Source organism: Sphingopyxis sp. Q841 (assembly GCF_052384365.1).
Taxonomy (GTDB): domain Bacteria; phylum Pseudomonadota; class Alphaproteobacteria; order Sphingomonadales; family Sphingomonadaceae; genus Sphingopyxis; species Sphingopyxis terrae_A.
Map to the genome: position 1 here is coordinate 108361 of NZ_JBQSUM010000003.1, position 25801 is coordinate 134161.

Annotated in this window: 26 protein-coding genes; 18 read left to right on the forward strand and 8 right to left on the reverse strand. The window is 64.8% G+C overall.

Going from position 1 to position 25801, the window contains the following annotated elements:
* Positions 1-88 precede the first annotated feature (88 nt).
* The 5 genes from rimP to rbfA are packed head-to-tail and all read left to right on the forward strand — an operon-like array spanning position 89 to position 6041.
* Complete coding sequence (gene rimP / locus ACT17R_RS15885; RefSeq protein WP_062764113.1) at positions 89-634, forward strand: ribosome maturation protein RimP; 546 nt, start codon at positions 89-91, stop codon at positions 632-634.
* Entirely contained in the window at positions 634-2268 is a 1635-nt protein-coding gene (nusA, locus tag ACT17R_RS15890; protein ID WP_003042722.1) for a transcription termination factor NusA, read from the forward strand. The genes rimP and nusA overlap by 1 nt, the downstream gene beginning before the upstream one ends.
* Entirely contained in the window at positions 2249-3019 is a 771-nt protein-coding gene (locus tag ACT17R_RS15895; RefSeq protein ID WP_062900992.1) for a DUF448 domain-containing protein, read from the forward strand. Before nusA ends, ACT17R_RS15895 begins: the two co-directional genes overlap by 20 nt.
* 17 nt (positions 3020-3036) lie before the next feature.
* Positions 3037-5577: a translation initiation factor IF-2 gene (infB, locus tag ACT17R_RS15900; protein WP_062900991.1), complete on the forward strand. Its 2541-nt coding sequence runs from the start codon at positions 3037-3039 to the stop codon at positions 5575-5577.
* A 53-nt stretch (positions 5578-5630) separates the two neighbouring features.
* Positions 5631-6041, forward strand: a complete 411-nt coding sequence (gene rbfA, locus ACT17R_RS15905) for a 30S ribosome-binding factor RbfA (RefSeq protein ID WP_234181050.1) — start codon at positions 5631-5633, stop codon at positions 6039-6041.
* Between the two features lie 34 nt (positions 6042-6075).
* On the opposite strand, the gene ACT17R_RS15910 is transcribed toward rbfA, so the two are convergent.
* Both ACT17R_RS15910 and ACT17R_RS15915 read right to left on the reverse strand, forming a co-directional pair.
* On the reverse strand, positions 6076-7503 hold the full coding sequence (locus ACT17R_RS15910; protein ID WP_444809814.1) for a WS/DGAT/MGAT family O-acyltransferase: 1428 nt from the start codon (positions 7501-7503) through the stop codon (positions 6076-6078).
* 104 nt (positions 7504-7607) lie between these two features.
* Positions 7608-8084, reverse strand: coding sequence for a group III truncated hemoglobin (locus ACT17R_RS15915; protein WP_062900988.1), 477 nt, complete (start codon positions 8082-8084; stop codon positions 7608-7610).
* 80 nt (positions 8085-8164) lie between these two features.
* Between ACT17R_RS15915 and ACT17R_RS15920 the strand changes: the two genes are divergently transcribed.
* The 7 genes from ACT17R_RS15920 (at position 8165) to pnp (ending at position 14135) form a co-directional block, all read left to right on the forward strand.
* Positions 8165-8596: an RrF2 family transcriptional regulator gene (locus ACT17R_RS15920; protein ID WP_444809815.1), complete on the forward strand. Its 432-nt coding sequence runs from the start codon at positions 8165-8167 to the stop codon at positions 8594-8596.
* Positions 8597-8637: 41 nt separating this feature from the next.
* Positions 8638-9252, forward strand: a complete 615-nt coding sequence (locus ACT17R_RS15925) for a thymidine kinase (protein WP_444809816.1) — start codon at positions 8638-8640, stop codon at positions 9250-9252.
* Positions 9245-9787, forward strand: a complete 543-nt coding sequence (locus ACT17R_RS15930) for a GNAT family N-acetyltransferase (protein WP_444809817.1) — start codon at positions 9245-9247, stop codon at positions 9785-9787. Before ACT17R_RS15925 ends, ACT17R_RS15930 begins: the two co-directional genes overlap by 8 nt.
* A 94-nt stretch (positions 9788-9881) precedes the next feature.
* Positions 9882-10316 carry a DUF6491 family protein gene (locus ACT17R_RS15935; protein ID WP_444809818.1) on the forward strand — a complete coding sequence of 145 codons (435 nt, stop codon included), beginning with the start codon at positions 9882-9884 and terminating at the stop codon, positions 10314-10316.
* Between the two features lie 64 nt (positions 10317-10380).
* Entirely contained in the window at positions 10381-11340 is a 960-nt protein-coding gene (gene truB, locus ACT17R_RS15940; RefSeq protein ID WP_217373151.1) for a tRNA pseudouridine(55) synthase TruB, read from the forward strand.
* A gap of 24 nt (positions 11341-11364) precedes the next feature.
* Positions 11365-11634, forward strand: a complete 270-nt coding sequence (gene rpsO, locus ACT17R_RS15945; protein ID WP_003042688.1) for a 30S ribosomal protein S15 — start codon at positions 11365-11367, stop codon at positions 11632-11634.
* A gap of 194 nt (positions 11635-11828) precedes the next feature.
* A complete protein-coding gene (gene pnp, locus ACT17R_RS15950) occupies positions 11829-14135 on the forward strand; it encodes a polyribonucleotide nucleotidyltransferase (RefSeq protein ID WP_062900983.1) in 2307 nt (768 codons plus the stop codon).
* A 173-nt stretch (positions 14136-14308) separates the two neighbouring features.
* Here pnp and lptG read toward each other — a convergent pair whose 3' ends face one another.
* Entirely contained in the window at positions 14309-15406 is a 1098-nt protein-coding gene (gene lptG / locus ACT17R_RS15955; RefSeq protein WP_444809819.1) for an LPS export ABC transporter permease LptG, read from the reverse strand.
* 2 nt (positions 15407-15408) lie between these two features.
* Positions 15409-16617, reverse strand: coding sequence for an LPS export ABC transporter permease LptF (gene lptF / locus ACT17R_RS15960; protein ID WP_082819824.1), 1209 nt, complete (start codon positions 16615-16617; stop codon positions 15409-15411).
* A 122-nt stretch (positions 16618-16739) separates the two neighbouring features.
* On the opposite strand from lptF, the gene ACT17R_RS15965 reads away from it, so the two are divergent.
* From ACT17R_RS15965 to ACT17R_RS15975, 3 genes are read left to right on the forward strand one after another with little or no spacing between them, the layout of a single operon-like run.
* Positions 16740-17213: a DUF2141 domain-containing protein gene (locus ACT17R_RS15965; RefSeq protein ID WP_062900982.1), complete on the forward strand. Its 474-nt coding sequence runs from the start codon at positions 16740-16742 to the stop codon at positions 17211-17213.
* A 7-nt stretch (positions 17214-17220) separates the two neighbouring features.
* Positions 17221-18192, forward strand: coding sequence for a diacylglycerol/lipid kinase family protein (locus tag ACT17R_RS15970; RefSeq protein ID WP_003042677.1), 972 nt, complete (start codon positions 17221-17223; stop codon positions 18190-18192).
* An 8-nt stretch (positions 18193-18200) separates the two neighbouring features.
* Entirely contained in the window at positions 18201-19061 is an 861-nt protein-coding gene (locus ACT17R_RS15975) for a hypothetical protein (protein WP_186401124.1), read from the forward strand.
* Here the strand turns inward: ACT17R_RS15975 and ACT17R_RS15980 are convergent.
* From ACT17R_RS15980 to ACT17R_RS15990, 3 genes are all read right to left on the reverse strand, one after another.
* Complete coding sequence (locus tag ACT17R_RS15980; RefSeq protein ID WP_234181034.1) at positions 19058-21001, reverse strand: ATP-binding protein; 1944 nt, start codon at positions 20999-21001, stop codon at positions 19058-19060. The genes ACT17R_RS15975 and ACT17R_RS15980 overlap by 4 nt on opposite strands.
* A 128-nt stretch (positions 21002-21129) precedes the next feature.
* Complete coding sequence (gene spt / locus ACT17R_RS15985; RefSeq protein ID WP_062900979.1) at positions 21130-22332, reverse strand: serine palmitoyltransferase; 1203 nt, start codon at positions 22330-22332, stop codon at positions 21130-21132.
* Between the two features lie 95 nt (positions 22333-22427).
* Positions 22428-22664, reverse strand: coding sequence for an acyl carrier protein (locus ACT17R_RS15990; RefSeq protein ID WP_186401122.1), 237 nt, complete (start codon positions 22662-22664; stop codon positions 22428-22430).
* A 162-nt stretch (positions 22665-22826) separates the two neighbouring features.
* On the opposite strand from ACT17R_RS15990, the gene ACT17R_RS15995 reads away from it, so the two are divergent.
* Entirely contained in the window at positions 22827-23399 is a 573-nt protein-coding gene (locus ACT17R_RS15995; protein WP_186401121.1) for a Pycsar system effector family protein, read from the forward strand.
* 113 nt (positions 23400-23512) lie between these two features.
* Complete coding sequence (locus tag ACT17R_RS16000; RefSeq protein ID WP_186401120.1) at positions 23513-24922, forward strand: MATE family efflux transporter; 1410 nt, start codon at positions 23513-23515, stop codon at positions 24920-24922.
* Here ACT17R_RS16000 and ACT17R_RS16005 read toward each other — a convergent pair.
* Complete coding sequence (locus tag ACT17R_RS16005) at positions 24840-25454, reverse strand: hypothetical protein (RefSeq protein ID WP_186401119.1); 615 nt, start codon at positions 25452-25454, stop codon at positions 24840-24842. The two genes, ACT17R_RS16000 and ACT17R_RS16005, sit on opposite strands and share 83 nt — an antisense overlap.
* Before the next feature lie 54 nt (positions 25455-25508).
* On the opposite strand from ACT17R_RS16005, the gene groES reads away from it, so the two are divergent.
* Positions 25509-25796 (forward strand): co-chaperone GroES, encoded by a 288-nt coding sequence (groES, locus tag ACT17R_RS16010; protein WP_003042663.1) that lies wholly within the window; start codon positions 25509-25511, stop codon positions 25794-25796.
* Positions 25797-25801: the final 5 nt, after the last annotated feature.

A 25801-nucleotide genomic window follows, 5' to 3' on the forward strand; every position in this document is an offset into this window, starting at 1 on the left:
GACATGGTTAGCCAGTTGGGACGTCGGGGCCGCGGGCCGCGGCGGCTGTTCCCGCATGACTTTCCGGTCATCCGATTGGGAAATTTCTTTGGTCGATTTCGACGTCCTTAATGCGATCATCGCACCCGAAGCCGAGGCGATGGGCCTTGCGCTCGTGCGCGTCGCCTTTTTCGGCGGCGAGGAAGACCCGACGCTGCAGGTGATGGCCGAACGGCCCGATACGCGCCAGCTGACGATCGACGATTGCGCCGATCTGTCGCGCCGTATTTCGGACCGGCTCGACGCGCTGGAGGAAGCGGGCGAGGATCCGATCGAAGGCGCCTATCGCCTCGAAGTGTCGTCGCCCGGGATCGACCGGCCGCTGACGCGTCCCGCCGACTTTGCCGACTGGGCGGGGCATGAGGCAAAGGTCGCGCTGAAGGAAAAGCGCGACGGGCGCCTGCGCTTCAACGGCGAACTCGCCGGCATCGATGCCGGCATCGTCACAATTTTCGACAAGGAAGGGGTCGAGCACAAGCTGCCGTTCGACGCGATCGACACGGCCAAGCTCGTCCTCACCGACAAACTGATTGCCGCAACCGTCCCGCTCTCGATCGAGGGTGCCGACGACATGGAAGAAGAAGGACAGGACTGATGGCCACTGCCATTTCCGCCAACAAGGCCGAACTGCTCGCGATCGCCAACAGCGTCGCCAGCGAGAAGATGATCGACAAGGGCATCGTCATCGAGGCCATCGAGGAAGCGATCCAGCGCGCGGCGCGCGCGCGCTACGGCGCCGAGAACGACATCCGCGCCAAGCTCGACGCGCAGACCGGCGACCTGCGCCTGTGGCGCGTCGTCGAGGTGGTCGAACAGGTCGACGATTATTTCAAGCAGGTCGACCTTGCCGCCGGCCAGAAGCTGCAGAAGGATGCGAAGGTCGGCGACTTCATCGTCGATCCGCTGCCCGCGGTTGACCTCGGCCGCATCGACGCCCAGTCGGCGAAGCAGGTGATTTTCCAGAAGGTCCGCGAAGCCGACCGCGAGCGCCAGTTCGAGGAATATAAGGACCGCGCGGGCGAGATCATCACCGGCGTCGTCAAGTCGGTCGAATTCGGCCACATCGTCGTCAACCTGGGCCGCGCCGAAGGCGTGATCCGCCGCGATCAGCAGATCCCGCGCGAACTGATGCGCGTCGGCGATCGCGTCCGCGCGCTGATCCTGTCGGTGCGCCGCGAAAATCGCGGACCGCAGATTTTCCTCAGCCGCGCGCACCCCGACTTCATGAAGAAGCTGTTCGCGCAGGAAGTCCCCGAAATCTACGACGGCATCATCGAGATCAAGGCCGCGGCGCGCGATCCGGGCAGCCGTGCCAAGATCGGCGTCATCAGCTATGACGGCTCGATCGACCCCGTCGGCGCATGCGTCGGCATGAAGGGCAGCCGCGTTCAGGCGGTTGTCCAGGAAATGCAGGGCGAAAAGATCGACATCATTCCCTGGTCGGAAGACACCGCGACCTTCGTCGTCAACGCGCTTCAGCCCGCGACGGTGCAGCGCGTCGTCATCGACGAAGATGACGGCCGTATCGAAGTCGTCGTTCCCGACGATCAGCTCAGCCTTGCCATCGGCCGCCGAGGCCAGAACGTCCGTCTCGCCAGCCAGCTGACCGGCAAGCAGATCGACATCATGACCGAGGCCGACGCGAGCGAAAAGCGTCAGCGCGAATTCGTCGAACGCTCGACGATGTTCCAGGAAGAACTCGACGTCGACGAAACGCTCGCGCAGCTGCTCGTCGCCGAGGGCTTCGGCGAACTCGAAGAAGTCGCTTATGTGCCGCTCGACGAACTGGCGAGCATCGAAGGCTTCGACGACGAACTGGCCGAAGAGCTGCAGAGCCGTGCGACCGAAGCGCTCGAACGCCGCGAAGAAGCCGCGCGTCAGGAACGCCGCGGACTTGGCGTCGAGGATGATCTGGCCGAACTGCCGCACCTGACCGAAGCGATGCTCGTCACGCTCGGCAAGGCCGGGATCAAGACGCTCGACGATCTTGCCGATCTTGCAACCGACGAACTGATCGCGAAGAAGCGCAGCGAGAATCGCCGCGGCCCGGCGCGCGAGCGTTCGGAACGCGCCGAGGACAAGGGCGGCGTGCTCGGCGAATATGGCCTGTCGGAAGAACAGGGCAACGAGATCATCATGGCGGCGCGCGCGCACTGGTTCGACGACGAACCGGCTGCCGAAGCCGAAGCCCAGACCGGGGAGGCCGCCGATGCGGACCCCGCGCAATGATCAGCTAAGCCAAACCGACCGCGCGGGTAAGCGCGGACAGCACGCGCCCGAAAGGCGCTGCGTGGTAACCGGCGACGTGGCGCCGGCCGGACGGCTCGTGCGCCTCGCGCTCGGGCCCGACGGCATGATCGCGCCCGACGTGCTCGGCAAGGCGCCGGGGCGCGGCGCGTGGATCGGCGTCGACCGCGAAGCGCTCGAAGCGGCGCAGGCAAAGGGCAAGCTCAAGGGTGGGCTGGCGCGGGCGCTGCACGAAGGCGCCTTCACGATTCCCGACGATCTGGGCGCGCGGATCGAGGCGCAACTCGCGCGTGCGACGCTCGACCGGCTGGGGCTTGAGGCGCGCGGCGGAATGCTGATCCTCGGCAGCGAGCGGATCGAGGACGCGGCGCGCCGCGGACAGGTCCGCCTGCTCCTGCATGCGCAGGATGCCGGCGAAGACGGGCGAAAGAAACTGGCACAGGCGTGGCGGGTCGGCGAGGATCACGAAGGGTCCGGCCGTGAGGGGACGGTCTTGCCGGTGGACCGATACACCCTATCTATGGCATTGGGGCGTGAAAATGCGGTGCATCTGGGCGTGACCGACGCCCGTGCCGCTGACCGGGTGCTGGCGCATTTGAGCCGCTGGCAGTTTTTCACCGGATGGTTTAGGGACGCGGCCAACCGCGTTTCCGATCAGGATTCCCGCACGGCGGGGAATGGGATGGCGTCCAGGGAGCCCGACACGGACTCTCCGGTTTCGGACGCGTATTGAAGGAATAAGACGTTTCGATGAGTGACGAACAGGACAAGCCGACTCTGACCCGCAAGCCCCTGGGGCTGAAGCGTACGGTAGAGGCCGGACAGGTGCAGCAGCAATTCAGCCACGGCCGCCGCAATACGGTGGTGGTCGAGGTGAAGCGCCGCCGCGTGCTTGGCCGTCCCGGCGAAGCGGCGCCCGCGCCCGAGGCTGAAGCGGTCGAGGCCGCGCCCGCACCCGCGCCGAAGCCGGCTGCACCCGCACCGGCGCCCAAGCCTGCCGCGCCCAAGGCCGACAGCCTGATGTCGCGTCAGGAGCGCCAGACGCAGTTGCTGCGCGAAGCCGAAGAGGCGCGTCTCGCCGCGCTTGAAGAAGCGCGCCGCCGCGAAGAGGCTGAACGCGCCCGTGCTCTGGAAGAAGAGCGCGCGCGTGCCGCCGAAGCGCGGGAAGAAAAATCCAAGGCTTCCGAGGAAGCGCCCGCTCCGGCTGCGGCCGAGCCCGCCGCCGAAGCGCCGGCCGCGCCCGCTGCCGAAGCCAAGCCGGCCGAAGCCGCGCCGCGCGCCGCCACGACGAGCAGCGCTGCGCCCGCGCCGCGTCGCTTCACGCCGGTCGAGGCGCCGAAGCGTCCCGAACCGAAGCGCGCCGAACAGAAAAAGGAACATCGCGGCGATCACCGGCGCCAGTCGGGCAAGTTGACCGTCACGCGTGCGCTCAACGAGGATGAAGGCGCGCGTGCGCGCAGCCTCGCCGCGCTGAAGCGCGCGCGCGAAAAGGAAAAGCGCTCGCATCTGACGCCGAGCGGGCCGCGCGAAAAGCAGGTTCGCGAAGTCGTCGTTCCCGACACGATCACCGTGCAGGAACTGGCGAACCGCATGGCCGAAAAGGGCGCCGATCTCGTCAAGGCGCTGTTCAAGATGGGCATGATGGTCACCGTCAACCAGACGATCGACCAGGATACCGCCGAACTGCTCGTCACCGAATTCGGGCACGAGATCAAACGCGTCAGCGAAGCCGATGTCGATATCCGCAACGATCAGGACGTCGATGCGCCCGAACAGATGAAGCCCCGCGCGCCGGTGGTCACCATCATGGGCCACGTCGATCACGGCAAGACCAGCCTGCTCGACGCGCTGCGCGGCACCAGCGTCCAGTCGGGCGAAGCCGGTGGCATCACCCAGCATATCGGCGCCTATCAGGTGAAGACCCCCGACGGGAGCCAAGTCACCTTTCTCGATACGCCGGGCCACGAAGCCTTCACCGAAATGCGCGCGCGCGGTGCCAATGTCACCGATATCGCGGTACTGGTGGTGGCGGCCGACGACGGGCTGAAGCCGCAGACGATCGAATCGATCAACCATGCGAAGGCAGCCGGGGTGCCGATCATCGTGGCGATCAACAAGGTCGACAAGGAAGGCGCGAACCCGCAGCGCGTGCGCGAGCGCCTGCTCGAGCACGAGATCGTCGTCGAGGAAATGGGCGGCGACGTCCAGAATGTCGAAGTTTCGGCGCTCAAGAAGACCGGGCTCGACAAGCTGCTCGACGCGATAGCGCTTCAGGCCGAGATCATGGAGCTCAAGGCCAACCCCGACCGTTCGGCCGAAGGGACGGTGGTCGAGGCGAAGCTCGACAAGGGCCGCGGCCCCGTTGCGACGATCCTCGTCCGCCGCGGGACCTTGAAGGTCGGCGACATCTTCGTCTGCGGCGCCGAAAGCGGCCGCGTCCGCGCGCTCGTCAACGATCAGGGCCAGCAGATCAAGGAAGCCGGTCCGTCGATGCCGGTCGAGGTTCTTGGCCTCGGCGGGGTCCCGATGGCGGGCGACACGCTGACCGTCGTCGAGAATGAGGCGCGCGCGCGCGAAGTCGCCGCCTATCGTCAGGAACAGGCGCTCAAGAAGCGGACCGCGCAGGCGCCGGTCAGCCTCGAAGGCATGTTCTCGGCGCTCGCCGACAAGGCCAATGTCATCGAATATCCAGTGGTCATCAAGGCCGACGTGCAGGGCAGCGTCGAAGCGATCGTCAACGCGCTCAACAAGCTGTCGACCGACGAAATCCGCGTCCGCGTGCTCCATTCGGGCGCCGGCGCGATCACCGAAAGCGACGTGACGCTGGCGGCGGCGACGAATGCGCCGATCATCGGCTTCAACGTCCGCCCCAACGCCAAGGCGCGCGAGATCGCGAATCGCGAAAAAGTGCGCTTCATGTATTATGACGTCATCTATCACCTGACCGAGGAAGTCGCGAAGGAGATGGCAGGCGAGCTGGGTCCGGAACGCGTCGAAACCGTCGTCGGCCGCGCCGAGGTCAAGGAAGTCTTCCCGGCCGGCAAACGCGACAAGGCCGCTGGCCTGCTGGTGCTCGAAGGCATCATCCGCAAGGGGCTCCACGCGCGTCTCACGCGCGAGGACGTCATCGTCTCGGCAACGACCATCGCGTCGCTCCGCCGTTTCAAGGACGATGTCGCCGAAGTGCGCGCGGGCCTGGAATGCGGCGTCGTGCTGGCGGATACCAACGACATCAAGCCGGGCGATCACCTCGAAGTCTTCGAGGTCGAGGAACGCGCGCGGACGTTGTGATCGAACCATCGCCGCACCCCTGCATGCGCGGGGGTGCGGCAGGATATTGAGCGATGCGGCATAACGAAAAACCCGAAGGCCCCTCGGTCCGCGTCCTGCGCGTGGGCGAACAGGTGCGCCATGTGCTGAGCGAGATACTTCAGCGCGGCGACGTGCATGACGATGTCCTCGCGACGCATCCGGTGAGCGTGACCGAAGTGCGCATGTCGCCCGACCTGCGCCATGCCACGATATTCGTGAAGCCGCTGCTCGGCCGCGACGAGGAGGCGGTGCTGAAGGCGCTGCGCACCAACACCGCCTATCTCCAGCGCGAAGTTGCGCACCGCATCCGCATGAAATATGCGGCGAAGCTCAAATTTCTCGCTGACGAAAGCTTCGACGAGGCGAGCCACATCGACCAATTGCTGCGCGATCCCAAGGTGGCGCGCGATCTGGGCGGCAGCGAGGGCGAAATTCAAGATTGAGCCCCGATGACGGGTTGGTGAGACCGGATAGGGGCTATTTTCCCTTCGGCGTCTTGATCCCTGCTGCGGCCTCCAGCTCGACCAGCGCTTCCTCCAGATAGTCGATCATCCGCTGCGCGTGCGGCACGCTGCGGCGGCAGGCGGTGATGCCGAAGTCGATGTTCCTGAAATTCGACACCTGCGTGATGTTCATCGCCATGCCGTCGACGGGGATGCTCGCGGGATACATGCCGTCGAGCCGCGCGCCGTTCCAGTACATCTGCTCGCGCGGGCCGGGGACGTTGGAGATGGTCGCCGAATAGGCGGGGAATTTGTCGGCGGTGCGCGTCAGCGCGGTGAGCATCTGGGGGAAATTGGTGATCGCGGTATAGAGCTGGATCTGCTGCGCGGTCATCGCGCGCAGCTGCGCCTTGGCGGCGTTCATCGACGCCTGGATCGCCGCCATGCGTTCGGCGGGATCGTCGATATGGGTGGCGAGATTGGCCGTCACCGACGTCACCGAATTACCCGAATCGATATCGTCCTTGGGGCGGATCGACACCGGCGCCATGGCTTTCAAAGGCTTGTCGGGCAGCTCGTTGAGCGATTGCAGATATTTGCGCATCGCGCCCGCGCACATGCCCAGCACCGCGTCGTTGATCGTCCCGTCATAGGCCTTGCCGACCGCGCGGACGCGTTCGAGCGACCAGCTTTGCGCAACGAAGCGACGGGCGCCGGTGATGTTGCGGTTGAAGCTGGTGCGCGGCACGCCGGCAAAGGGGGTGGCCAGCCCTTCGCCGCCGATCCCGAACATCGCCGCGACATATTGGTTGAGCGCCTTGGTCACGCCGACGCTGTTGCCCCATTGCTCCTTCAGAAACTCGCCGATCGCGGCGATGTCGGTCAGGCTGGGGCGCGGCGGCTTTTTGGGCGACGGGAATTTGCGCTTATAGGCTTCATAGGCCTCGACCGACAGCGGCGAGCAGGTCCGCCGTTCCTTGGGGTCGGGCGAGAACATCGAATTATAGAAATGGATGCTCGCCGCGCCATCCATCAGCGAGTGATGCACCTTCTTGAACGTCGCGATCTGCCGATTGGGCAGCCCTGAGATCAGCGTGATCTCCCATAAGGGGCGGGTGCGGTCGAGCAGGCTCGAATGAAGGCGCGAGGCGAGTTCGAACATCTCGCGGTAGCGCCCCGGCTTGGGCAGCGCGGCCGAGCGCACATGATAGTGCATGTCGATGTCGCGGTCGGGTTCGAGCCGGATCGGGCCGTACTGGCCGAGCGGGGTGAGTTTCAGCACCTCGCTGAACGGCCGCCGCAGCCCTTCCGACTGGCGCAACAGTGCGAGCTGTTCGTTCAGCCAGTCGGTTTCGTCGACATCGTCGGGCAGCGTGTAGAGGTTGATGCCGCCGATGTGCATCGGCATTTCGCGACTTTCCCCCCACAGGAACATCGCATCGGTCACCGGCATCAATCGCATTGCAGCTCTCCCCACTGTTAATGCTGCATCTTTTGTGCGCAGCATGACAGCGGGGGCGGGCGAGTCAAGCTGCGGTGTCGGCGGCTGCCGGCGCGCGGCGGGTGTCAGACGTGGGGCAGCACCATCCTGCGCGTGATGTCGGGGTCGCGGTCGCGGTGGACCGCGATGCCGGTAAGCAGACTTTCGGCGATCATCCGCGCCCGCGCGCCGACCAGCGCGACCGCCCCTTCGCTCGGCGCCACATCGCGCAGCGTGGCATAGAAGAGCCCGAGCCAATGCTGGAAATGGCTCTCGCCGATGGTCGGGATCGCAAGATGCCGGGCCATCGGATTGCCAGTGAAATTGCCGGCGCCGAGCAGGATCGACTGCCAGAAACGGTTCATCTGCGCGAGATGCCCGGGCCAGTCGTGGATGCGTTCGTCGAAGATCGGACCAAGCAGGGCGTCGCGCCTGATCGCGGCGTAGAAACGATCGACGAGCGTTGCGATAAAGGCTTCATCGACCCCCATCGCGATGGCGGCGGCGCGCCGGTCCTCTCGCGCAGCGATGGCATGGGGGTGGGCGGGGACGGTCTTCTTCATCGCCTCGACTCGATAAACGGCATTTCATTTGCCGCTTTATCGGCCTTGCGCATAAAAGCAATATTTCATATACCTATTTTATGCGATTGAGCCTTCACAGCGACTATGCGCTGCGCATCCTGATGGCGCTGGCGGCGACCGGGCGCCAGATGTCGGTCGACGAGATCGCCGGCCAATATGGCGTGTCGCGCAATCATCTCGCCAAGGTGGCGCAGCGGCTGCAGGCGCTCGGCTATGTCGCGGCGCAGCGCGGACGTGGTGGCGGGCTGACGCTCGCCAGGGCGCCCGAGACGGTGATCGTCGGCGCGGTGGTGCGCGAGCTCGAAAGGCTGGACGGCTTCGTCGAGTGTATAAACCCCGCGACTTCAGCCTGCCCGGTGCGCGGCGGCTGCGGATTGCAGGGCGCGCTCGCCGGGGCGCTGGCAGCCTTCGCCGCGCATCTCGACGGCTATACCCTCGCCGATCTGTTGCCGCAGCCGGCGCGTTTTCGCGCGCTGCTCGGCGCCGCCTGATTGGGCTTGCGCGGCGCCGCCGAGGCGGTATCGCTCAAGCCATGGCCAAGCTCTATTTCTATTATGCCAGCATGAACGCGGGCAAGTCGACGACGCTGCTGCAGGCGGATTTCAACTATCGCGAGCGCGGGATGGAGACGATGCTGTGGACCGCCGCGCTCGACGACCGCTACGGCGCCGGGCAGATCACCAGCCGCATCGGCCTGCTTGCCGAGGCGCATAAATTCGATCCCGAAAGCGATTTGTGGGCGGCGGTGAGCGAGGAGCATCGTCAGCGCCCGCTGGCCTGCGTGCTGATCGACGAGGCGCAGTTCCTTTCGAAAGATCAGGTGTTCGCGCTGGCACGGCTCGCCGACGAGGCCGATATTCCGGTGCTCTGCTACGGACTGCGCACCGACTTCGCGGCCGATCTCTTTCCCGGCTCGGCGGCGCTGCTCGGTATCGCCGACGCGCTGGTCGAACTGAAGGCGGTGTGCGAATGCGGGCGCAAGGCGACGATGAACCTGCGCGTCGATGCCGCCGGCCGTGCGGTGGTCGAGGGCGCGCAGACCGAGATTGGCGGCAACGACCGCTATATCGCCATGTGCCGCCGCCATTTCATGGCCAAGCGCCGGGCTGCGGCGGACGCTTTGCAAGAGGCGGGCGCCGATGCTTGACCAGCTTTATGTCGAGCTGACCGACGGCGACCTCCGGCTCGTCAAGCTGGCCGAGCCGCACCGCGAGGCGCTGCGCGCCGCCTGCGCCGCCGATACCGATATCTGGCCGATCTATTCGTCGAGCTTCGATTCCGATCATTTCGACGCGAGCTTCGACGCGCTGATCGGGCATGAAAGCCGGATGCCCTATGCGATCGTCGACGGCGATCGGCTGGTCGGCATGACCGCTTATCTGCGTCCCGATGTGTCGGCGCAGACGGTGGAGATCGGCAACAGCTATATCGAGCCCGCCGCGCGCGGGACTGGCCTCAATGGCCGCGTCAAACGACTGATGCTCGACCATGCCTATGCCGTCGGCATTCGCCGCATCGAATTTCGCATCGACGAGCGCAACAAGCGCAGCCAGGCGGCCGTCACCAAGCTCGGCTGCACCAAGGAAGGGGTGCTGCGCGCCGAGCGGATCACCTGGACCGGCTTTGTCCGCGACACCGGCCTGTGGTCGCTGCTCGCCGATGAATGGCGCACAGGAAGCTGAAGTTGGTGGGAGCGTGGCAAGCGGGTCAGCGCCGGTTCAGCATCGACCCGCTATGCCGTGTGCCGGGATGGGCCTCCATCTGGAAAGGTTCGTTATGAACAGATTATTCGCACTCTCCCTGGCCGCCGCCTTGCTTCCCCTTTCGGCAACTGCGGCGGCCGAAGGGGCACCGCAGGAATCGCGCGCGCTGGGCGTCGAAACCGGCATCAGCTTTCCCAGCAACGCGACGATCCGCACCTTTCAGGCCGATGGCGAGGATGGCGTGTGGATTCAGGACAGCCGCCGCGACTGGTATTATGCCACCTTCTTCGGTCCGTGCCGCGACATCGATTTTGCGCAGGCGATCGGCGTCGACACGCGCGGAACCTCGCGGCTCGACAAGTTCGCGTCGCTTCTGGTGCGCGGTGAACGCTGCGCGATTTCGTCTTTCGTGACATCGGCGCCGCCGCCGACCAAGGAAGAGCGCAAGGCAGCGCGCGAGGCGGAGAAAGCCGCCAAGGCCGGAGCGGACGCCGCCAAGTCGAATTGAGCCCGATCGAATCGATCCCGGTCGAATTGACAAGCATCGCCCGCGCGGCCTAGCCCGCGCGGCGATGAACGGATGGATCATAATGGACAAGCCCGTCGGGCTCGGCTCGACGCAGGCGGTTGCCGCAGTCAAGCGCGTGTGCCGCGAAGCCGGGCTGGGCAAGGTCAAGGTCGGCCATGGCGGGACGCTCGACCCGCTTGCCTCGGGCGTGCTGCCGATCGCGATCGGCGAGGCGACGAAGCTGTGCGGGCGCATGCTCGACGCGAGCAAGGTCTATGATTTCACGATCGAGTTCGGGACCGAGACCGCCGGGCTCGACGCGGAAGGCGACGTCGTTGCGACCAGCGACGTGCGGCCGCGGCTTTCGGAAATTGCTGCGGTTCTGCCGCGCTTTACCGGCGCGATCGAACAGGTGCCGCCCGCCTATTCGGCGATCAAGATCGACGGCGAGCGCGCCTATGACCGCGCGCGCGCCGGCGAAACGGTCGAGATGAAGGCGCGGGCGGTGATGATCCACTCTCTTCGTCATTCCGGACTTGCTGAGGCATATGTTGCCGAGGGCGCCGAATGGACCCCGGATCAAGTCCGGGGTGACGAAAGTGGAGAGGCGGAGCGGCTCGATTCCATCACGCTCACGGCGCATGTTTCGAAGGGTACCTATATCCGCAGCCTCGCGCGCGACATTGCGCGGGCGGTCGGGACGGTCGGGCATGTCACCATGTTGCGCCGGACGAAGGCAGGGCCGTTCGCGCTCGATCAGGCGATTTCGCTGGACAAATTGAACGCTTTCGGCCAAGGGGCCGCCCAATCAGAGATATTTCTGCCGCTGGAGGCAGGGCTGGTCGACATCCCGGCTCTGGACCTTTCCCCGGAAGCGGCAGGGGCGATCCGTCAGGGTCGTGTCTGGACCGGGGGAAGCACGCAGGACGGGCTCTATTGGGGACGCGACGCCGACGATCGGCCCGTGGCATTGATAGAGGCTTTGGCGGGAACGCTGAAGGTCGTGCGGGGCTTCAATCTGTAACAGGATGTTCGAAGGAAGAAACACATGTCGATTACCGCCGAACGCAAGGCCGAACTCATCAAGGAACATGCCCGCGAAAAGGGTGATACGGGTTCGCCCGAAGTGCAGGTCGCGATCCTGACCGACCGCATCAACACGCTGACCGGCCATTTCAAGTCGCACGCCAAGGACAATCACAGCCGCCGCGGGCTGCTGATGATGGTCAACAAGCGCCGCAGCCTCCTCGACTATCTCAAGAAGAAGGACGAGGGACGCTACACCGACCTGATCGCGAAGCTGGGTCTTCGCAAGTAAGACCATGAGGGCGGCTCCGGGTTCGGGGCCGCTTTCATTTTTGCCGTTCGCAAGAGCGGCGTGGAGAGGAGCCGCCGCAATCCGGCGCCGGCTTCCGAAAACCAGGGGCAGACAGACGCCCCGACCCGCCCGGGCCGGATTGCCCGGAACAGAGGCCCCGCCCGGCATAGGGCCCGGCGGGCGAAGGAAATTCCATGTTTGACGTGAAAAAAGTATCGATCGAGTGGGGCGGTGAAACGCTGACTCTCGAAACGGGCAAGGTTGCCCGTCAGGCCGACGGCGCCGTGATGGCGACACTGGGCGAAACGGTCGTTCTGTGCGCCGTGACCGCTGCCAAGTCGGTGAAGGAAGGGCAGGACTTCTTCCCCCTGACCGTCCATTATCAGGAAAAATATTCGGCCGCGGGGCGCATCCCCGGCGGCTTCTTCAAGCGCGAACGCGGTGCGACCGAAAAGGAAACGCTGGTCAGCCGTCTGATCGACCGTCCGATCCGCCCGCTGTTCCCCGAAGGCTTCTACAACGAGATCAATGCCATCGCTCAGGTGCTGAGCTATGACGGCCACAATGAACCCGACATCCTCGCGATGGTCGCGGCCTCGGCCGCGCTCACCATTTCGGGCGTGCCCTTCATGGGTCCGATCGGCGCTGCGCGCGTCGGCTATCTCGACGGCGAATATATCCTCAATCCGACCGACGAACAGGTTGCCGAAGGCGACCTCGACCTCGTCGTCGCCGCGACGCACGACGCGGTGATGATGGTCGAATCCGAAGCGAACGAGCTGTCGGAAGAGATCATGCTCGGCGCCGTGATGTTCGCGCACGATGCGTGCCGTGAAGTCGTCAAGGCGATCATCAAGCTTGCCGAACAGGCTGCCAAGGAACCCTGGGAAATCGCATCGTCGGACGACAATGCCGCGATCAAGGACAAGCTTAAGAAGCTGATCGGCAAGGACATCGCCGCCGCCTACAAGCTGACCGACAAGTCGGCCCGTTCGAACGCGCTCAACGAAGCGCGCGCGAAGGCGAAGGAACAGTTTGCAGCCGACGGCCTCAGCCCGCAGGAAGTCATGGCCGGCATCAAGCTGACCAAGAAGCTGGAAGCCGAAATCGTCCGCACCGCCATCCTGAAGGACGGCAAGCGCATCGACGGCCGCACGACGACGCAGATTCGTCCGATCGTCGCCGAAACGCACTTCCTGCCGCGCGCGCACGGTTCGGCGCTGTTCACCCGCGGTGAAACCCAGACGATCGCGACCTGCACGCTGGGTACCAAGGAAGCCGAACAGATGATCGACGGCCTCAACGGCCTGTCGTATCAGAACTTCATGCTGCACTATAACTTCCCGCCCTATTCGGTCGGCGAAGTCGGCCGCTTCGGCGCGCCGGGCCGCCGCGAAGTCGGCCACGGCAAGCTGGCGTGGCGTGCGCTGCACCCCGTGCTGCCGAAGAAGGAAGATTTCCCCTACACCATCCGTCTTACCAGCGACATCACCGAATCCAACGGTTCGTCGTCGATGGCGTCGGTGTGCGGCGGCAGCCTTGCGATGATGGATGCCGGCGTGCCGATCGCGCGCCCGGTGTCGGGTATCGCGATGGGCCTGATCCTCGAAGGCCAGGATTTCGCAATCCTGTCGGACATTCTGGGTGACGAAGATCACCTCGGCGACATGGACTTCAAGGTGGCGGGCACGTCCGAAGGCATCACCACGATGCAGATGGACATCAAGATTGCCGGCATCACCAAGGAAATCTTCGAAAAGGCGCTGGCGCAGGCCAAGGAAGGCCGTGCGCACATCCTCGGCGAAATGAACAAGGCGCTCGGCGAAGCCCGTAGCGAATTGTCGGCGCATGCGCCGCGTATCGAAACGATCACGATCGACAAGTCGAAGATCCGTGACGTCATCGGCACCGGCGGCAAGGTCATCCGCGAAATCGTCGCGACGACCGGCGCCAAGGTGGACATCGACGACGAAGGCACGATCAAGATCGCCTCGTCGGATACCGCGCAGATCGAAGCCGCCAAGGCGTGGATCCTCGGCATCGTCGAAGAAGCCGAAGTCGGCAAGATCTATAACGGTAAGGTCGTGAACCTCGTCGATTTCGGTGCATTCGTGAACTTCATGGGCGGCAAGGACGGCCTCGTCCACGTGTCGGAAATCAAGAACGAACGCGTCGAAAAGGTCGCCGACGTTCTGTCCGAAGGCCAGGAAGTCAAGGTCAAGGTCCTCGAGATCGATCCGCGCGGCAAGGTCCGCCTGTCGATGCGCGTCGTCGATCAGGAAACCGGCGAGGAACTGGAAGACACGCGTCCGGCGCGCGAACCCCGCGAACCGCGCGGTGATCGTGGTCCGCGCCGTGACGGCGGCGATCGCGGCGACCGTGGCCGTGGCGGCCGCGATCGCGGCCCCCGCCGCGATGGCGGCGACCGCGGCCCGCGTCGCGAACGCAGCGAAGACGGTCCGGAAGATCAGGGCCATGTGCCCGACTTCCTGAAGGACTGATCCTTCGACTCTCGAACCAATCGAAGGGGCCGCGAAAGCGGCCCCTTTTCTTTTGGGCGCTGACGGCCTCCGGGTGGGGAGAGGGGCGTCGGCCTGCCCGCCGCAACATTTGGACCGGGCCCGAAACGGGGCGGTGCTTGGGGGGCGGCGGCTATGCGCCCGGAGTCCGGACGCTATTCCTCGGTCCGGATCAGGATCATCTCGCCGATCAGCGCGAACAGGATGAACGGGCCCCATGCGGCGAGGAAGGGGGAATAGGCGCCGAGGTCGCCCATCGCGAGCGCGAAATTGTCGGCGACGAAATAGGCGAAGCCCAGCGCCATGCCGATGATTGCACGCACGAACAGCTTGCCCGATCGCGCCAGGCCGAATGCCGCGACGGCGCCGAGCAGCGGCATCAGGACCGCCGACAGCGGCCCCGAAATCTTGTGCCACAACACGCCTTTCAGCGCATCGACGGGTCGCCCCGCTGCCTCGAGATCGCCGATTGCCGCCTTGAGCTCGGTGAAGGGCAGTTGATCGCCGTCGACCTGCGCCAGGGTGAACTGGTCGGGACGCACGCCCGGCGCGGCGACGATGGTGCCGAGCGGCTGGACGATACCGGCGCGGCGCAGGAAGCGCTTGGCGTTGGTGAGTTCCCACCCACCCGCGACCGGCCGCGCGCTGTCGCCCGAAAGTATCGAGGACAATACGCCCTCCGACCGTTCATAGATGCGCACGCCGTGCAGCGTGATCGCTGTTCCGGTACCGCTGACGGTCGCGGCGTTGATCAGATTATTGCCGTCGCGAACCCATATGTTCGACCGAATCCCGGTGTCTTTCGGAATCTGCGCATATTCGACCTTCTGCCAGGCGGCGAGCGCCGCGGTCGCGCGCGTCACGATCCTTTCGTTGAAGCCGAAGCTGATCGCGGCAACGAACAGCGCGGCAAGGAACAGCGGCGCCAGCACCTGATGCGCCGACATGCCCGACGCCTTCATCGCGATGACCTCGCTGTTCTGGTTGAGCGTGATCAGCGTCAAGATCGTCCCGAGCAGGACGGAGAAGGGCAGAAAGGTCTCGATGATCTGCGGCAGGCGCAGCCCGACATAGCGCCACACGTCGCTGTCGCTGTTGCCTGCGACCGACAGGATCTTGCCGCTCTCGCCGAGAAGGTCGAGCGTCTGGAGTACGAGCACGAGCGCGAACAGGATCGCGAAGCTGCGCACCAGAAACAGCCGCCCTACATAGAGCGCCATGGTTCGCGACGGAAAGAAATGGAGCTGGTTCATCGTCAGATATGCTGCTGCTTGCGCTGGAACAGGCGGATGAAGGCGCGGACTTTCTGCCCGGCCTTGGCCGCGACGCGCTCGAGCGCACCGATTGGTTGGCCGCCGGGGACATGCGCCACCGTATAATACATCCACACCGCAAGCGCGCCGAACAGCAGCAGCGGAATCCACAGCGCCAGCAGCGGATCGACCGCACCGCGCGCGCCCAGCGCTTCGGCATATTCGTTGATCTTGTGCTGGGTGACGAGCAGCACGATCGACAGGAAGACGCCCAGCGAACTTGTCGATCGCTTGGGCGGAATCGCCAGCGCGATCGCCATCAGCGGGATGAAGAACATCGACACCACTTCGACGATCCGGAAGTGGAAATTCGCGCGCGATTCGAGCCGCGTCGCCAGCGGTTCGGCCTGGTCGTGACCGACGACGAGCAATTCGGGGATCGTCAGTTCGCGATCGGCGCCGCCGCGGGTGCGGAACGCCTCGATCTTGGGTAGCGGAATCGGCAGGTCGTGACTGTCGAAGGTCAAGACCCGCGGCACCGCGAATTTAGGCGATTCATGGATCAGCACGCCGCGCGTCAGGCGCAGGATGATCGTGTCGGGATCGTCGGTGGCAAGAAACTGTCCCTCGGCGGCGGTTGCCGAAACGCTTTGCCCGTCCTTGTTCTCGCCGCGCACGAAGATGCCGCGCAGATTGCGCCCCTCGTTATAGCTCTGCTCGATGCGCAGCGTCATCCGGCTGCCCAATTTGGTGAATTCGCCGACCTTGATCGACGCGCCGAGCGCGCCCGACCGCAATTCGAAGCGCAGCCCTTCATAGGCGTAGCGCGCATAGGGCTGGATAAAGCCGACGATCGCGAGGTTGAGCAGCGCCAGCGCGAAGGCAAAGGCATAGGGCATGCGCATCAGCCGTCCGAAGCTCATCCCCACCCCGCGCAGCACGTCGAGCTCGCTCGATGTCGCGAGCCGGCGGAAGGCGAGCAGGATGCCGAGCATCAGCCCGATCGGGATGCCAAGCGACAGATATTCTGGGATAAGATTGGCGAGCATCCGCCACACGACGCTCACCGGCCCGCCTTCGGTCGCGACGAAATCGAACAGGCGCAGCATCTTTTCCAGCACCAGCAGCATGGCCGAAAGGACCAGCGTACCGAGCATGGGAAAGAAGATGAGCCGCGCGATGTAACGGTCGATGGCGGGCAGTCTATTCAATCTTTCGTCGCCCCATCACCATGATTTGGCCGCAAATGGTTCCGATATCCGGATTCAAGGGCAACAGGGACCCATGTCGGCTCGGTGCTGGCGTGGCTATAACCACTGGGAGCTAATGCGTCATGTCGAAATTTATCTCGGCGTCGCTCTGCGTGGCTCTGCTCGCCGTATCCGTGGCAGCAAACGCAGAGGGACAGGTTATCACCAACGACCTGTCGAAATGCCGGAGCGGTCCGTCCACCCTCGTCCACATCAACGGCGTGAAGGCCGGGACGGGCAAGATTCGTGTGCAAAGCTATCGTGCCACAGCGTCCGAATGGCTCGCCAAGGGGCGCTGGATCACCCGTGTCGAAGTGCCGGCACAGGCCGGGTCGATGACCGTTTGCGTGCCGCTGCCCGAAGCGGGCCACTATGGCATTGCGGTGCGCCACGACGTCAACGGCAACGGCAAGACCGATCTGACCTCGGACGGCGGCGGCATGTCGAACAACCCGAGCATCAACATCTTCAATCTCGGCAAGCCGAGCTACAAGAAGACGGGGTTCGATGTTGGCAACGCGCCGAAGACGATCTCGATCAACATGAAATATATGTAGGGGCTCGATGGCAAGCGTCGCCCTTCTTTCCAATCCGCGCTCAACGGGGAATCGTGCCCTGTTGCCGCGGGTTCGGGAATATTGCGCGGCGCACCCCGACATTTTTCATTACGAGGTCGAGGATGTCGACCAGATCGGTGAAGCGATTCGTACGATCGCGATGGTCAGCCCGCGCATCGTCGCGATCAACGGCGGTGACGGCACCGTTCAGGCCGCGCTGACCGAACTTTATTCGGGGGGCCATTTCGGCGGTTCGCCGCCGCCCGTCGCGGTGCTGCCGAACGGCAAGACCAACCTGATCGCGCTCGATCTGGGCGCCGAAGGCGATCCGATCAAGGCGCTCGAGCGCGTCGTCGAACTCGTGTCGAATGGCCGGCTCGAGGATCATGTCATTGAACGGCAGCTCATCGCGCTCGACAGCGGCGGCAATCGCCCCGTGCTCGGCATGTTCCTGGGTGGTGCCTATCTGGCCGACGTGATGCTCTATTGCCGCAATCGCATCTATCCGCTCGGCCTGCCCAACGGCCTGTCGCATGTGCTCGCCGCGATTCTTGGGCTTTTCGCGATCATCTTCGGCATTGGCGGCGGGCGCCTGCCGCCGAAGCCCGAGCCGCTGACCGTGTCGCTGATCCGACAGGGCCAGCTCAAGGGCAAATTCTCGCTGCTCATCGTCACGACACTGGAAAAGCTGCTGCTGAGTATCCGCACCAGCGATACGCACGGCGGCGACGGGCGGATGAAATTGCTCGCGGTCGACCGCAGCGTCGGCGCGCTGTTCCGCATGCTCGGGGCCACTTGGCGAGGGACCCTCGGCCAGCATCAGCTCGCCGGGGTCCATTTCGAACAGGGTGATGAGATCCGTATCGAGGGCGAACGCTCGAACGTGATCCTCGACGGCGAGATTTTCGAGGCAAAGCACGGCCGGCCGATCATCCTGACCTCGACCCAGCCGGTACCCTTCCTGCGCCTCGCCGCCTGAGCGCTCGCATGTCGGCGCATACCGATCTCGTCCGCGAAGAGCTTTCGACACCGGTCGATCCGCGCGTCGCTGCGATGGCGGCGGCGATCGCGGCCCGCTACCCGGGCAGCGCCCGCGCGGTACTCTTTTACGGCAGCTGCCTGCGCGAAAGCGAACTCGACGGGCTGATGCTCGATTTCTATCTGATCGTTTCGGACTATGGCGATGCCTATCCGAAGCGCTGGCTCGCGGCCGCCAACCGGCTTATCCCGCCAAACGTCTTTCCGTTCGAGCATGAGGGGCTGATCGCCAAATATGCGGTGCTCAGCGAAAGCGATTTTCACCGCCTGAACGGCCCTGAAACGCGCAACGTATCGGTCTGGGCGCGCTTTGCTCAGCCGTCGCGGCTCGTCTGGGCCGTCGACGATACCGCGCGGGACCGCGCGGTATCGGCGGTGGCACGCGCCGCGCCGACTTTGCTCGCTGCGGCGGGAGCGGTTGATGGCGAGGCGCCGCTCGATTGGTGGCGGCGCGCCTTTTCGTTGACCTATTCGGTCGAATTGCGCGCCGAACGCACCGGCCGGGCGCAGTCGGTCGTCGATGCCGACGCCGCGCGCTACGACCGCTTCAGCCTGCCGGCGATGGCGGCAATCCCGGCCGGTGCTACCGGTGGCGGCTGGGCGCGGCGGCGGATCGAGGGCAAGCTGCTCAGCATCGTGCGGCTCGCCAAGGCCAGCCTGACCTATGCCGGCGGGATCGATTATCTCGCCTGGAAGATCAACCGCCATGCGGGCACCAAGATAGAGATCAAGCCGTGGCAGCGCCGCTGGCCGCTCGTCGCCGCGCTGACGCTGGTGCCGCGCCTCGTGAAGAGCGGCGCAATCCGCTAGGAAGCGATGCGCTCCGGTGCGGGCGCATCGCCGCAGCGGCGGATCGCCTGTTCGAGCGCGTTCAGCGTAAAGGGCTTGCGCAGCACGTCATGGTCGCCAAAGCTTTCGAACTCGCTGGCATCGCCGGCGTAGCCGGTGACGAACAGCACCGACAGATCGGGCCAGCGTTCCTTCAGTTCTGCGACCATTTCGGGGCCGGTCAGGCCGGGCATCAGCACGTCGCTGAGAATCAGGTCGAACCCGCCATGCGCTTCGACCAGCCCGGCGGCGGCGCGCGGATCGTCGCAGGCGATCGCTTGATGACCAAGCTCGGTTACGGCGTCGACGGTGGCGGCCAGGACGCGCTCGTCATCCTCGACCACCAGAATGCGCATCGCGTCCGTCGGCGGTTCGCTCACCGCTGCATCGGAACCGCCCGCGGGCGCCGCCGCTTCGGCATGCGGCTTTGCGACGGGCAGCAGCATCGCAACGCGCGTGCCTTCGCCCTCGACCGAATGAATCTGCACCTCGCCGCCCGACTGGCGACAAAAGGCAAAGACCTGACTCATCCCCAGGCCCGTGCCCTGACCCGCGGGTTTCGTGGTGTAGAAGGGGTCGAACACGCGCTTGAGTACCTCGGGCGACATGCCGCAGCCGGTATCGATCACCTCCACCGCCAGCGCGGCGGTGTCGTCCTTTTCATCGCGCAGCGTCCGGATCGTCAGCGACCCGTGCCCGTCCATCGCGTCGCGCGCGTTTACGGCAAGGTTGAGCAGCGCATTTTCGAATTGCTGCTTGTCAACCCAGCAGGCGAGCCCTTCGGTCTGAAGGTCGAGCGTCAGCGCGATACGGTCGCCGATCGTGCGCCCGATCAATTCCGAAAAGCCCGCGATGCAGGCGTCGATCGGCGTCATTTCGGGGCGCGCGGGTTCGGACCGTGCGAAGGCCAGCAGGCGGCGGGTCAGGTCGGCGGCGCGATTGGCCCCGTCCATTGCATTGCCGATGTGGCGCTGTGCCTTTTCGGGCGCTTCGCCGATCCACCGCTGCGCAAGTTCCAGCCCGCCTACGACGACAGCGAGCATATTGTTGAAATCATGCGCGATGCCGCCGGTCAACTGGCCGACCGCTTCCATCTTCTGCGCCTGGCGAAGCTGCTCCTCGGCGGCGGCGCGTTCGGCCATTTCGCTGCGCAGCGCGCTGTTCGCTTCGGCAAGCTCGGCCGTTCGCTCGTTCACCGCCGCCTCCAGCAGCATCGCGCGGTCGCTTTCGGCCAATTGTTCGCGCCGTGCCGCGCGGCGTTCGCTCTGGGCCCGAACGAGTGAGACGGTCGCTGCAATCGCGATCACGGCGGCGGCGGCGGCGAGCACGGTGAACAGCAGGATCGCCTGGTTCAGGCTGGCGCGGTCGGCGGCTGCAAGCTGGTTGCGGTTGGCAAGGATCGCGCGTTCGTTGCCGATCAATTCGGTCAGCAGCCGGTCGATGCGCAGCAGCGCGGCATCGTGTCCGGCGGCGTTATATTTCGAGATCGCGGCAATGGTCTGGTTGTAATTGGCGCTGAGCGCCGCATCGCCGAGCTGTGTCCCGCGCCGGTCGAGTTCGGCGGTCAGTGTCTTGACCAGCGCCGCCTGCTCCGGATTGTCGCGGACGTTGCGGCGGAGCAGCGCGAGATATTGCTGCGACAGCCCCCACTGCTGCTGAAAAACGCGACCGTCCTCCTTTTTCAGGCCGACAGCGAAGCGGCCGAGTGCCGCCTCGGCGCGCGCCAGCGCGGCATCGAGGCTGCGCGTCTGTGAAATCACTTCCAGGCTGTGCGCCTGCCAGCTCAGCGAGCGGTCATAATTGTCGTTGGCACGGCTCATCAACATGATGAGCGCGCCGACGACGCCCGTCAGCACCGCGCCCAGCCCGACGGTCAGCCAGAAGCGCAGCCGTTCGCGACGGCTCTCATTGTCGTGATCCAAATCCCGCTCGAACACGCTGATCTTCTATCCAACAAGCGTTCCGGGGCAAAGCGGTGAAGACCGCACGGCGCGGTGTTCCGCTCGGTTCGCCCCGAAAATGAATCCGCTGGTCGGCGGCGCGGCTCGGTTCAGCCGATAATTCCCACGCGCTTGCCCGCGCGCTCGAAGCGGCCGAGGATCTCGCTCACCTGCTCGCTCGAATGTTCAGCACATAGCGAGCAGCGCAGCAGCGTCATGCCCGCGGGGGTTGCGGGCGGGCGGGCGAGATTGACGTAGAGGCCTTCTTCGAGCAGCGCTTCCCACATCATCGCGCCCTTTTCGAGGTCGGGCATGATGACCGCGATGATCGCCGACTGCGGCTCTTCGGTACCCAGCGTGAAGCCGAGATCGCGCAGCCCCTTGTGCAGCGTCTTCGAATTTTCCCACAGATGCGCGCGCTTGTTCGACCCGTGCATCAGCTTGCGGATGCTCGTCGCCGCGGTCGCGACGACGCTCGGCGGCAGCGAGGCGGTGAAGACGTAAGGGCGGCAGACGAGGCGCAAGATCTCGAACTTCGGATGGTTCGACACGCAGAAGCCACCGACGGTGCCGACGCTCTTCGAAAAGGTGCCGATGATGAAGTCGACATCGTCGATCACGCCCTGCGCCTCGGCGACGCCGCGGCCATGTTCGCCAATGAAGCCCATCGAATGCGCCTCGTCGACCAGCACCATCGCGCCATTTTCCTTGGAGACGCGGATCATCTCCTTCAGCGGCGCCACGTCGCCGAGCATCGAATAGACGCCTTCGAGCACGACGAGCTTGCCGGCCTCGGCGGGCAGGCGCTTCAGCCGCTTTTCGAGCGCTTCGACATCGTTGTGGCGAAAAGCGACGATTTCGGCGTCGCCCATCTTGCATCCGTCATAGATCGACGCGTGGCTGTCGATGTCGAGGATGACATAGTCGCCCTTGCCGGCGATCGTCGAAATGATGCCGAGGTTCGCCTGGTATCCGGTCGAAAACACCATGGCATGATCCATGGCGTAAAATTCCTTCAGTGCGTCCTCGCACGCCTTGTGCCCCTGATAGGTGCCGTTGAGGACGCGGCTGCCGGTGGTGCCGCTGCCGAACTTCTCGAGCGCGTCCTTGCCCGCGGCGATGACATCCTCGTCGAAGGTCATGCCCATATAATTATAGGTGCCGAGCAGGATCGTCTCGCGCCCGTTGCAGATTGCGACGGTGGGCGAGAGCACTTTCTCCATCACCAGGCTGAACGGATCGGTCACGCCGGTCGCGAGCAGCGCCGCGCGCTGTTCGATGAGCGGATCGAATTTGGAGAAAAGGTCGGTCATATTCGTTTCTTCCGTGTGCCCCGGCGAAAGCCGGGGTCCAGATAGGTCGCGCGAGGTCGCGTTGACCCCGGCTTTCGCCGGGGAGCACAAGATTTTCAGCCCTGCAGCTTTTCGACCGCGGCGACGAGCTCGCCGACGGTTTCGATCTCGGCCTGCATGTTCATGCTGATGATGATGTCGAACGTATCCTCGACCTCGGCGACGAAATCCATCACCGTCAGGCTGTCCCATTCAAGGTCGCCGGCAAAGGTCGTCGCGTCGGTCAGGGCGACGCCCTTCTTGTTGAAAGGTTCGATCAGGCCGTGGATCTGGTCGGCGAGGGGGGTGCTCATGCGGGTGCGTCCCATAATGAAAAAACTGCGGGCGGGCATGCCGCGCCCCGTCCCGCTTGGCAAGCGATTGCGGCGGCAATCGGGCAGCATCTTGCCGTTCGCGGTCCTTCGTGCCATCCGGGCGAAGGTCGCCGCAAGCTGAAGGGGCAGGGAGGGGGCTGGATGGACAGCGCAAAATCGGACGCGGCGCCGGAGCGGCCCGCCATATCCTTTCCGCCCAACGCGGTGCATCTCGTGCGCACCAATCAGCAGATCACGATGCAATTGTCGCAGATGGCCGATCAAAAGGCGTCGATCCTGATGGGCGCGACCTTCGTGGTCTTCACCCTCGCGGTCGGACAGGCGCGCGCCGGGGCGGGGGCCTTCGCGCTGCCGCTCGCGCTGCTGGCGACCTTCTCCTTCCTCTCGGCGCTGCTCGCCATATCGGCGGTACTCCCGCGCGTCGGCAAGGCGCCGCCCGCAGTCTTTCGCGATGGTAAGGATCATAGCAATATCCTCTTTTTCGGCCGGTTCGAGCAGATGGAGGAGGATGAGTTCATCGACGCGGTCAAGGCACGGATGCGGACCGAGGAGGATCTTTATGAAACGATCCTGCGCGACACCTATCAGAACGGCCTCGTCCTCGCGCGGCGCAAATATCGCTACCTCGCCTATGCCTATCGCCTGTTCGTCGTCGGCCTGACGCTGACCTTCCTCGCCTTCGCCTATGAGATGGCGGTAATGTGGGCGGGGTAAAGGCCGAAATGAGAGAGCGGCTGTTGCCTTTTTATCACCCCCCGCATCCGAAACCGCGCGCGGCGCTCGCGCGCTATTGAGCGGCCGCAAAAGCGCGCCTATCCGGGCCGGCTATGCTCGAGCAGGCCCACCCCCTGACGGCGGATCAACCGCAGACTTTCCGCGCCGAATTTCGCGCGACGCTGGCGCTCGCCCTGCCGCTGGCGGCGGCGAACCTGCTGCAGATGATGGTCCATGCGATCGACGTGATCTTCGTGGCGCGACTCGGCGATGCGCCGCTTGCCGCCTCGTCGCTTGGCGTCTCGATCTTCGGCCTGTTGCTATGGACAGGGACCGGGCTCGTCGGCGCCGCAGCGCCGCTCGTCGCTGCCGAACTCGGGCGGCGCAAACATGCCGTGCGCGAAGTACGGCGCACCGTCCGCATGGCGCTGTGGCTCAGTGCGATCGTGTCCGTGCTGTTCATGGGCGTCTGCGCCGCGGGCGGCCCGATCATGCGCGCAACCGGGCAAGACCCCGAAATCACGGCACATGCCGCCAGTTTCCTGTTGATCCTGATGTGGGGTATGGTGCCGATGATCGCAGCGAGCGTGTTGCGCATCTTTGTTTCGGCGCTCGGACGTCCGACGATTGCCACCGCGATCACCTTCCTCGCGCTGTTCGTCAACGCCCTCGGCAACTGGAGCCTCGTCTTCGGCCATCTCGGCATGCCGGCCCTCGGACTGCAGGGCTCGGCGCTGTCGAGCGTCATCACGAGCACGGTGATGCTGATCGCCTATATCATCGTGATCCAGACCGACCGGCGGCTGCGCCGCTATCATCTGTTCGGCAACTGGTGGCGCTCCGAATGGCCCCGCTTCTGGGAAATGCTCCGGATCGGCACCCCGATCGGCCTCATCATTCTGGCCGAGGCCGGGCTGTTTACCGGCGCCGCTTTCCTGATGGGCCGGATCGGTGAGGCGCAGCTTGCCGGGCACACCCTCGCGCTCCAGATCGCGGCGCTCGCCTTCCAGATCCCGTTCGGCGTGGCGCAGGCGGCGACGATCCGGGTCGGCCTTTCCTATGGCGCGCGCGACCATCGCGGCATTACGCTCGCGGGGCAGGCGTCGCTGATCCTCGGTATCGGGTTCATGGTCGTGACCGCGGCGGTGATCTGGCTCGCGCCGCGGCTCGTGCTGTCGATCTACGTCGACGTCGATGCGGCGCGTAACGCCGCGCTCGTCCATTTTGCGCTGCAGTTCCTGCTCGTGGCCGCCGCGTTCCAGCTGTTCGATGGCGCCCAGACGGTCGCGGCGGGCGTATTGCGCGGGCTTCAGGATACGCGCGTGCCGATGATCATCGCGGTCTGCGGCTACTGGATCGCGGGCTATGGCACCGCCGTCTACCTCGGCTTCTGGACGCCGCTTGCGGGCGTTGGCGTGTGGATCGGTCTGGCGGTCGGGCTCATCGTGGTGTCGGCGGTACTGCTGATGCGCTGGCGGATGCGGGCGCGGTTGGGGTTGTTGCCTTCATTGGTTGATCGTTGAGATGCTTGGTGGCCGTCTTCACTCGGCCGACGAGCATTTTGAACTCTTCTGGCGTTAGCGCGCGAAATTGTCGGCCGGTGGAGTCCTGAATTGCGGAAACGTTCCGGAAAACAAAATAGCTGCCAGTCTCACCGCCAGACATCTCCGCGAGATTGAGGGTGGAATGAACGATGTCGTTTCGGCAATCCACCAACGGTCGAATTTCGGCGATCCGCTGGTGGGCTTTAGCGGGATATCGGAACGCGGCCTTTTCGAGAGTGTCGAGCTTATGAGTCAGCGACGCGCTGGGTGAGAATTTCCCTTGCTGCGCTAGTTTCCGGACAATCGTTTCCTCAAGCCGCGCGAATGCATCGAGAAGTTCGCTGCGCAGTCGCGCGCCGCGCTCCAGCAAGTCCCGCTGGACGGGTGAATCTGCACCCTTGATGATCGGAATCTCGCACCCCATCTGACCGCCGTACCGCGCCGCCGAAAATTTTCCCTTAATCGCCTTGACGCTGTCACACCCTCCACCCATATGCCCGGTTGTTAGCACTCGCACCTCGTGAGTGCTAAGTCTGACATCCATTGCATTACTGGAGGGACATCCATGCAATTTCGTCCGCTGCACGACCGCGTGCTCGTCCGCCGTATCGAAGCCGAAGAAAAGACGGCTGGCGGCATCATCATTCCCGACACCGCCAAGGAAAAGCCGCAGGAAGGCGAAGTCGTCGCCGTCGGCACCGGCAGCAAGGCCGAAGATGGCAAGGTGACGCCGCTCGACGTCAAGTCGGGCGATCGCATCCTGTTCGGCAAATGGTCGGGCACCGAAGTCAAGGTCGATGGCGAAGAGCTGTTGATCATGAAGGAATCGGACATCCTCGGCGTTCTCGCCTGAGCCTG

Bases quoted from the DNA above. Each gene is read 5' to 3' on its own strand.
- nusA (WP_003042722.1), top strand. From the start codon at position 634: ATGGCCACTGCCATTTCCGCCAACAAGGCCGAACTGCTCGCGATCGCC.
- ACT17R_RS15895 (WP_062900992.1), top strand. From the start codon at position 2,249: ATGCGGACCCCGCGCAATGATCAGCTAAGCCAAACCGACCGCGCGGGT.
- infB (WP_062900991.1), top strand. From the start codon at position 3,037: ATGAGTGACGAACAGGACAAGCCGACTCTGACCCGCAAGCCCCTGGGG.
- rbfA (WP_234181050.1), top strand. From the start codon at position 5,631: ATGCGGCATAACGAAAAACCCGAAGGCCCCTCGGTCCGCGTCCTGCGC.
- ACT17R_RS15910 (WP_444809814.1), bottom strand. From the start codon at position 7,503: ATGCGATTGATGCCGGTGACCGATGCGATGTTCCTGTGGGGGGAAAGT.
- ACT17R_RS15915 (WP_062900988.1), bottom strand. From the start codon at position 8,084: ATGAAGAAGACCGTCCCCGCCCACCCCCATGCCATCGCTGCGCGAGAG.
- ACT17R_RS15920 (WP_444809815.1), top strand. From the start codon at position 8,165: ATGCGATTGAGCCTTCACAGCGACTATGCGCTGCGCATCCTGATGGCG.
- ACT17R_RS15925 (WP_444809816.1), top strand. From the start codon at position 8,638: ATGGCCAAGCTCTATTTCTATTATGCCAGCATGAACGCGGGCAAGTCG.
- ACT17R_RS15930 (WP_444809817.1), top strand. From the start codon at position 9,245: ATGCTTGACCAGCTTTATGTCGAGCTGACCGACGGCGACCTCCGGCTC.
- ACT17R_RS15935 (WP_444809818.1), top strand. From the start codon at position 9,882: ATGAACAGATTATTCGCACTCTCCCTGGCCGCCGCCTTGCTTCCCCTT.
- truB (WP_217373151.1), top strand. From the start codon at position 10,381: ATGAACGGATGGATCATAATGGACAAGCCCGTCGGGCTCGGCTCGACG.
- rpsO (WP_003042688.1), top strand. From the start codon at position 11,365: ATGTCGATTACCGCCGAACGCAAGGCCGAACTCATCAAGGAACATGCC.
- pnp (WP_062900983.1), top strand. From the start codon at position 11,829: ATGTTTGACGTGAAAAAAGTATCGATCGAGTGGGGCGGTGAAACGCTG.
- lptG (WP_444809819.1), bottom strand. From the start codon at position 15,406: ATGAACCAGCTCCATTTCTTTCCGTCGCGAACCATGGCGCTCTATGTA.
- ACT17R_RS15965 (WP_062900982.1), top strand. From the start codon at position 16,740: ATGTCGAAATTTATCTCGGCGTCGCTCTGCGTGGCTCTGCTCGCCGTA.
- ACT17R_RS15970 (WP_003042677.1), top strand. From the start codon at position 17,221: ATGGCAAGCGTCGCCCTTCTTTCCAATCCGCGCTCAACGGGGAATCGT.
- ACT17R_RS15975 (WP_186401124.1), top strand. From the start codon at position 18,201: ATGTCGGCGCATACCGATCTCGTCCGCGAAGAGCTTTCGACACCGGTC.
- spt (WP_062900979.1), bottom strand. From the start codon at position 22,332: ATGACCGACCTTTTCTCCAAATTCGATCCGCTCATCGAACAGCGCGCG.
- ACT17R_RS15990 (WP_186401122.1), bottom strand. From the start codon at position 22,664: ATGAGCACCCCCCTCGCCGACCAGATCCACGGCCTGATCGAACCTTTC.
- ACT17R_RS15995 (WP_186401121.1), top strand. From the start codon at position 22,827: ATGGACAGCGCAAAATCGGACGCGGCGCCGGAGCGGCCCGCCATATCC.
- ACT17R_RS16000 (WP_186401120.1), top strand. From the start codon at position 23,513: ATGCTCGAGCAGGCCCACCCCCTGACGGCGGATCAACCGCAGACTTTC.
- groES (WP_003042663.1), top strand. From the start codon at position 25,509: ATGCAATTTCGTCCGCTGCACGACCGCGTGCTCGTCCGCCGTATCGAA.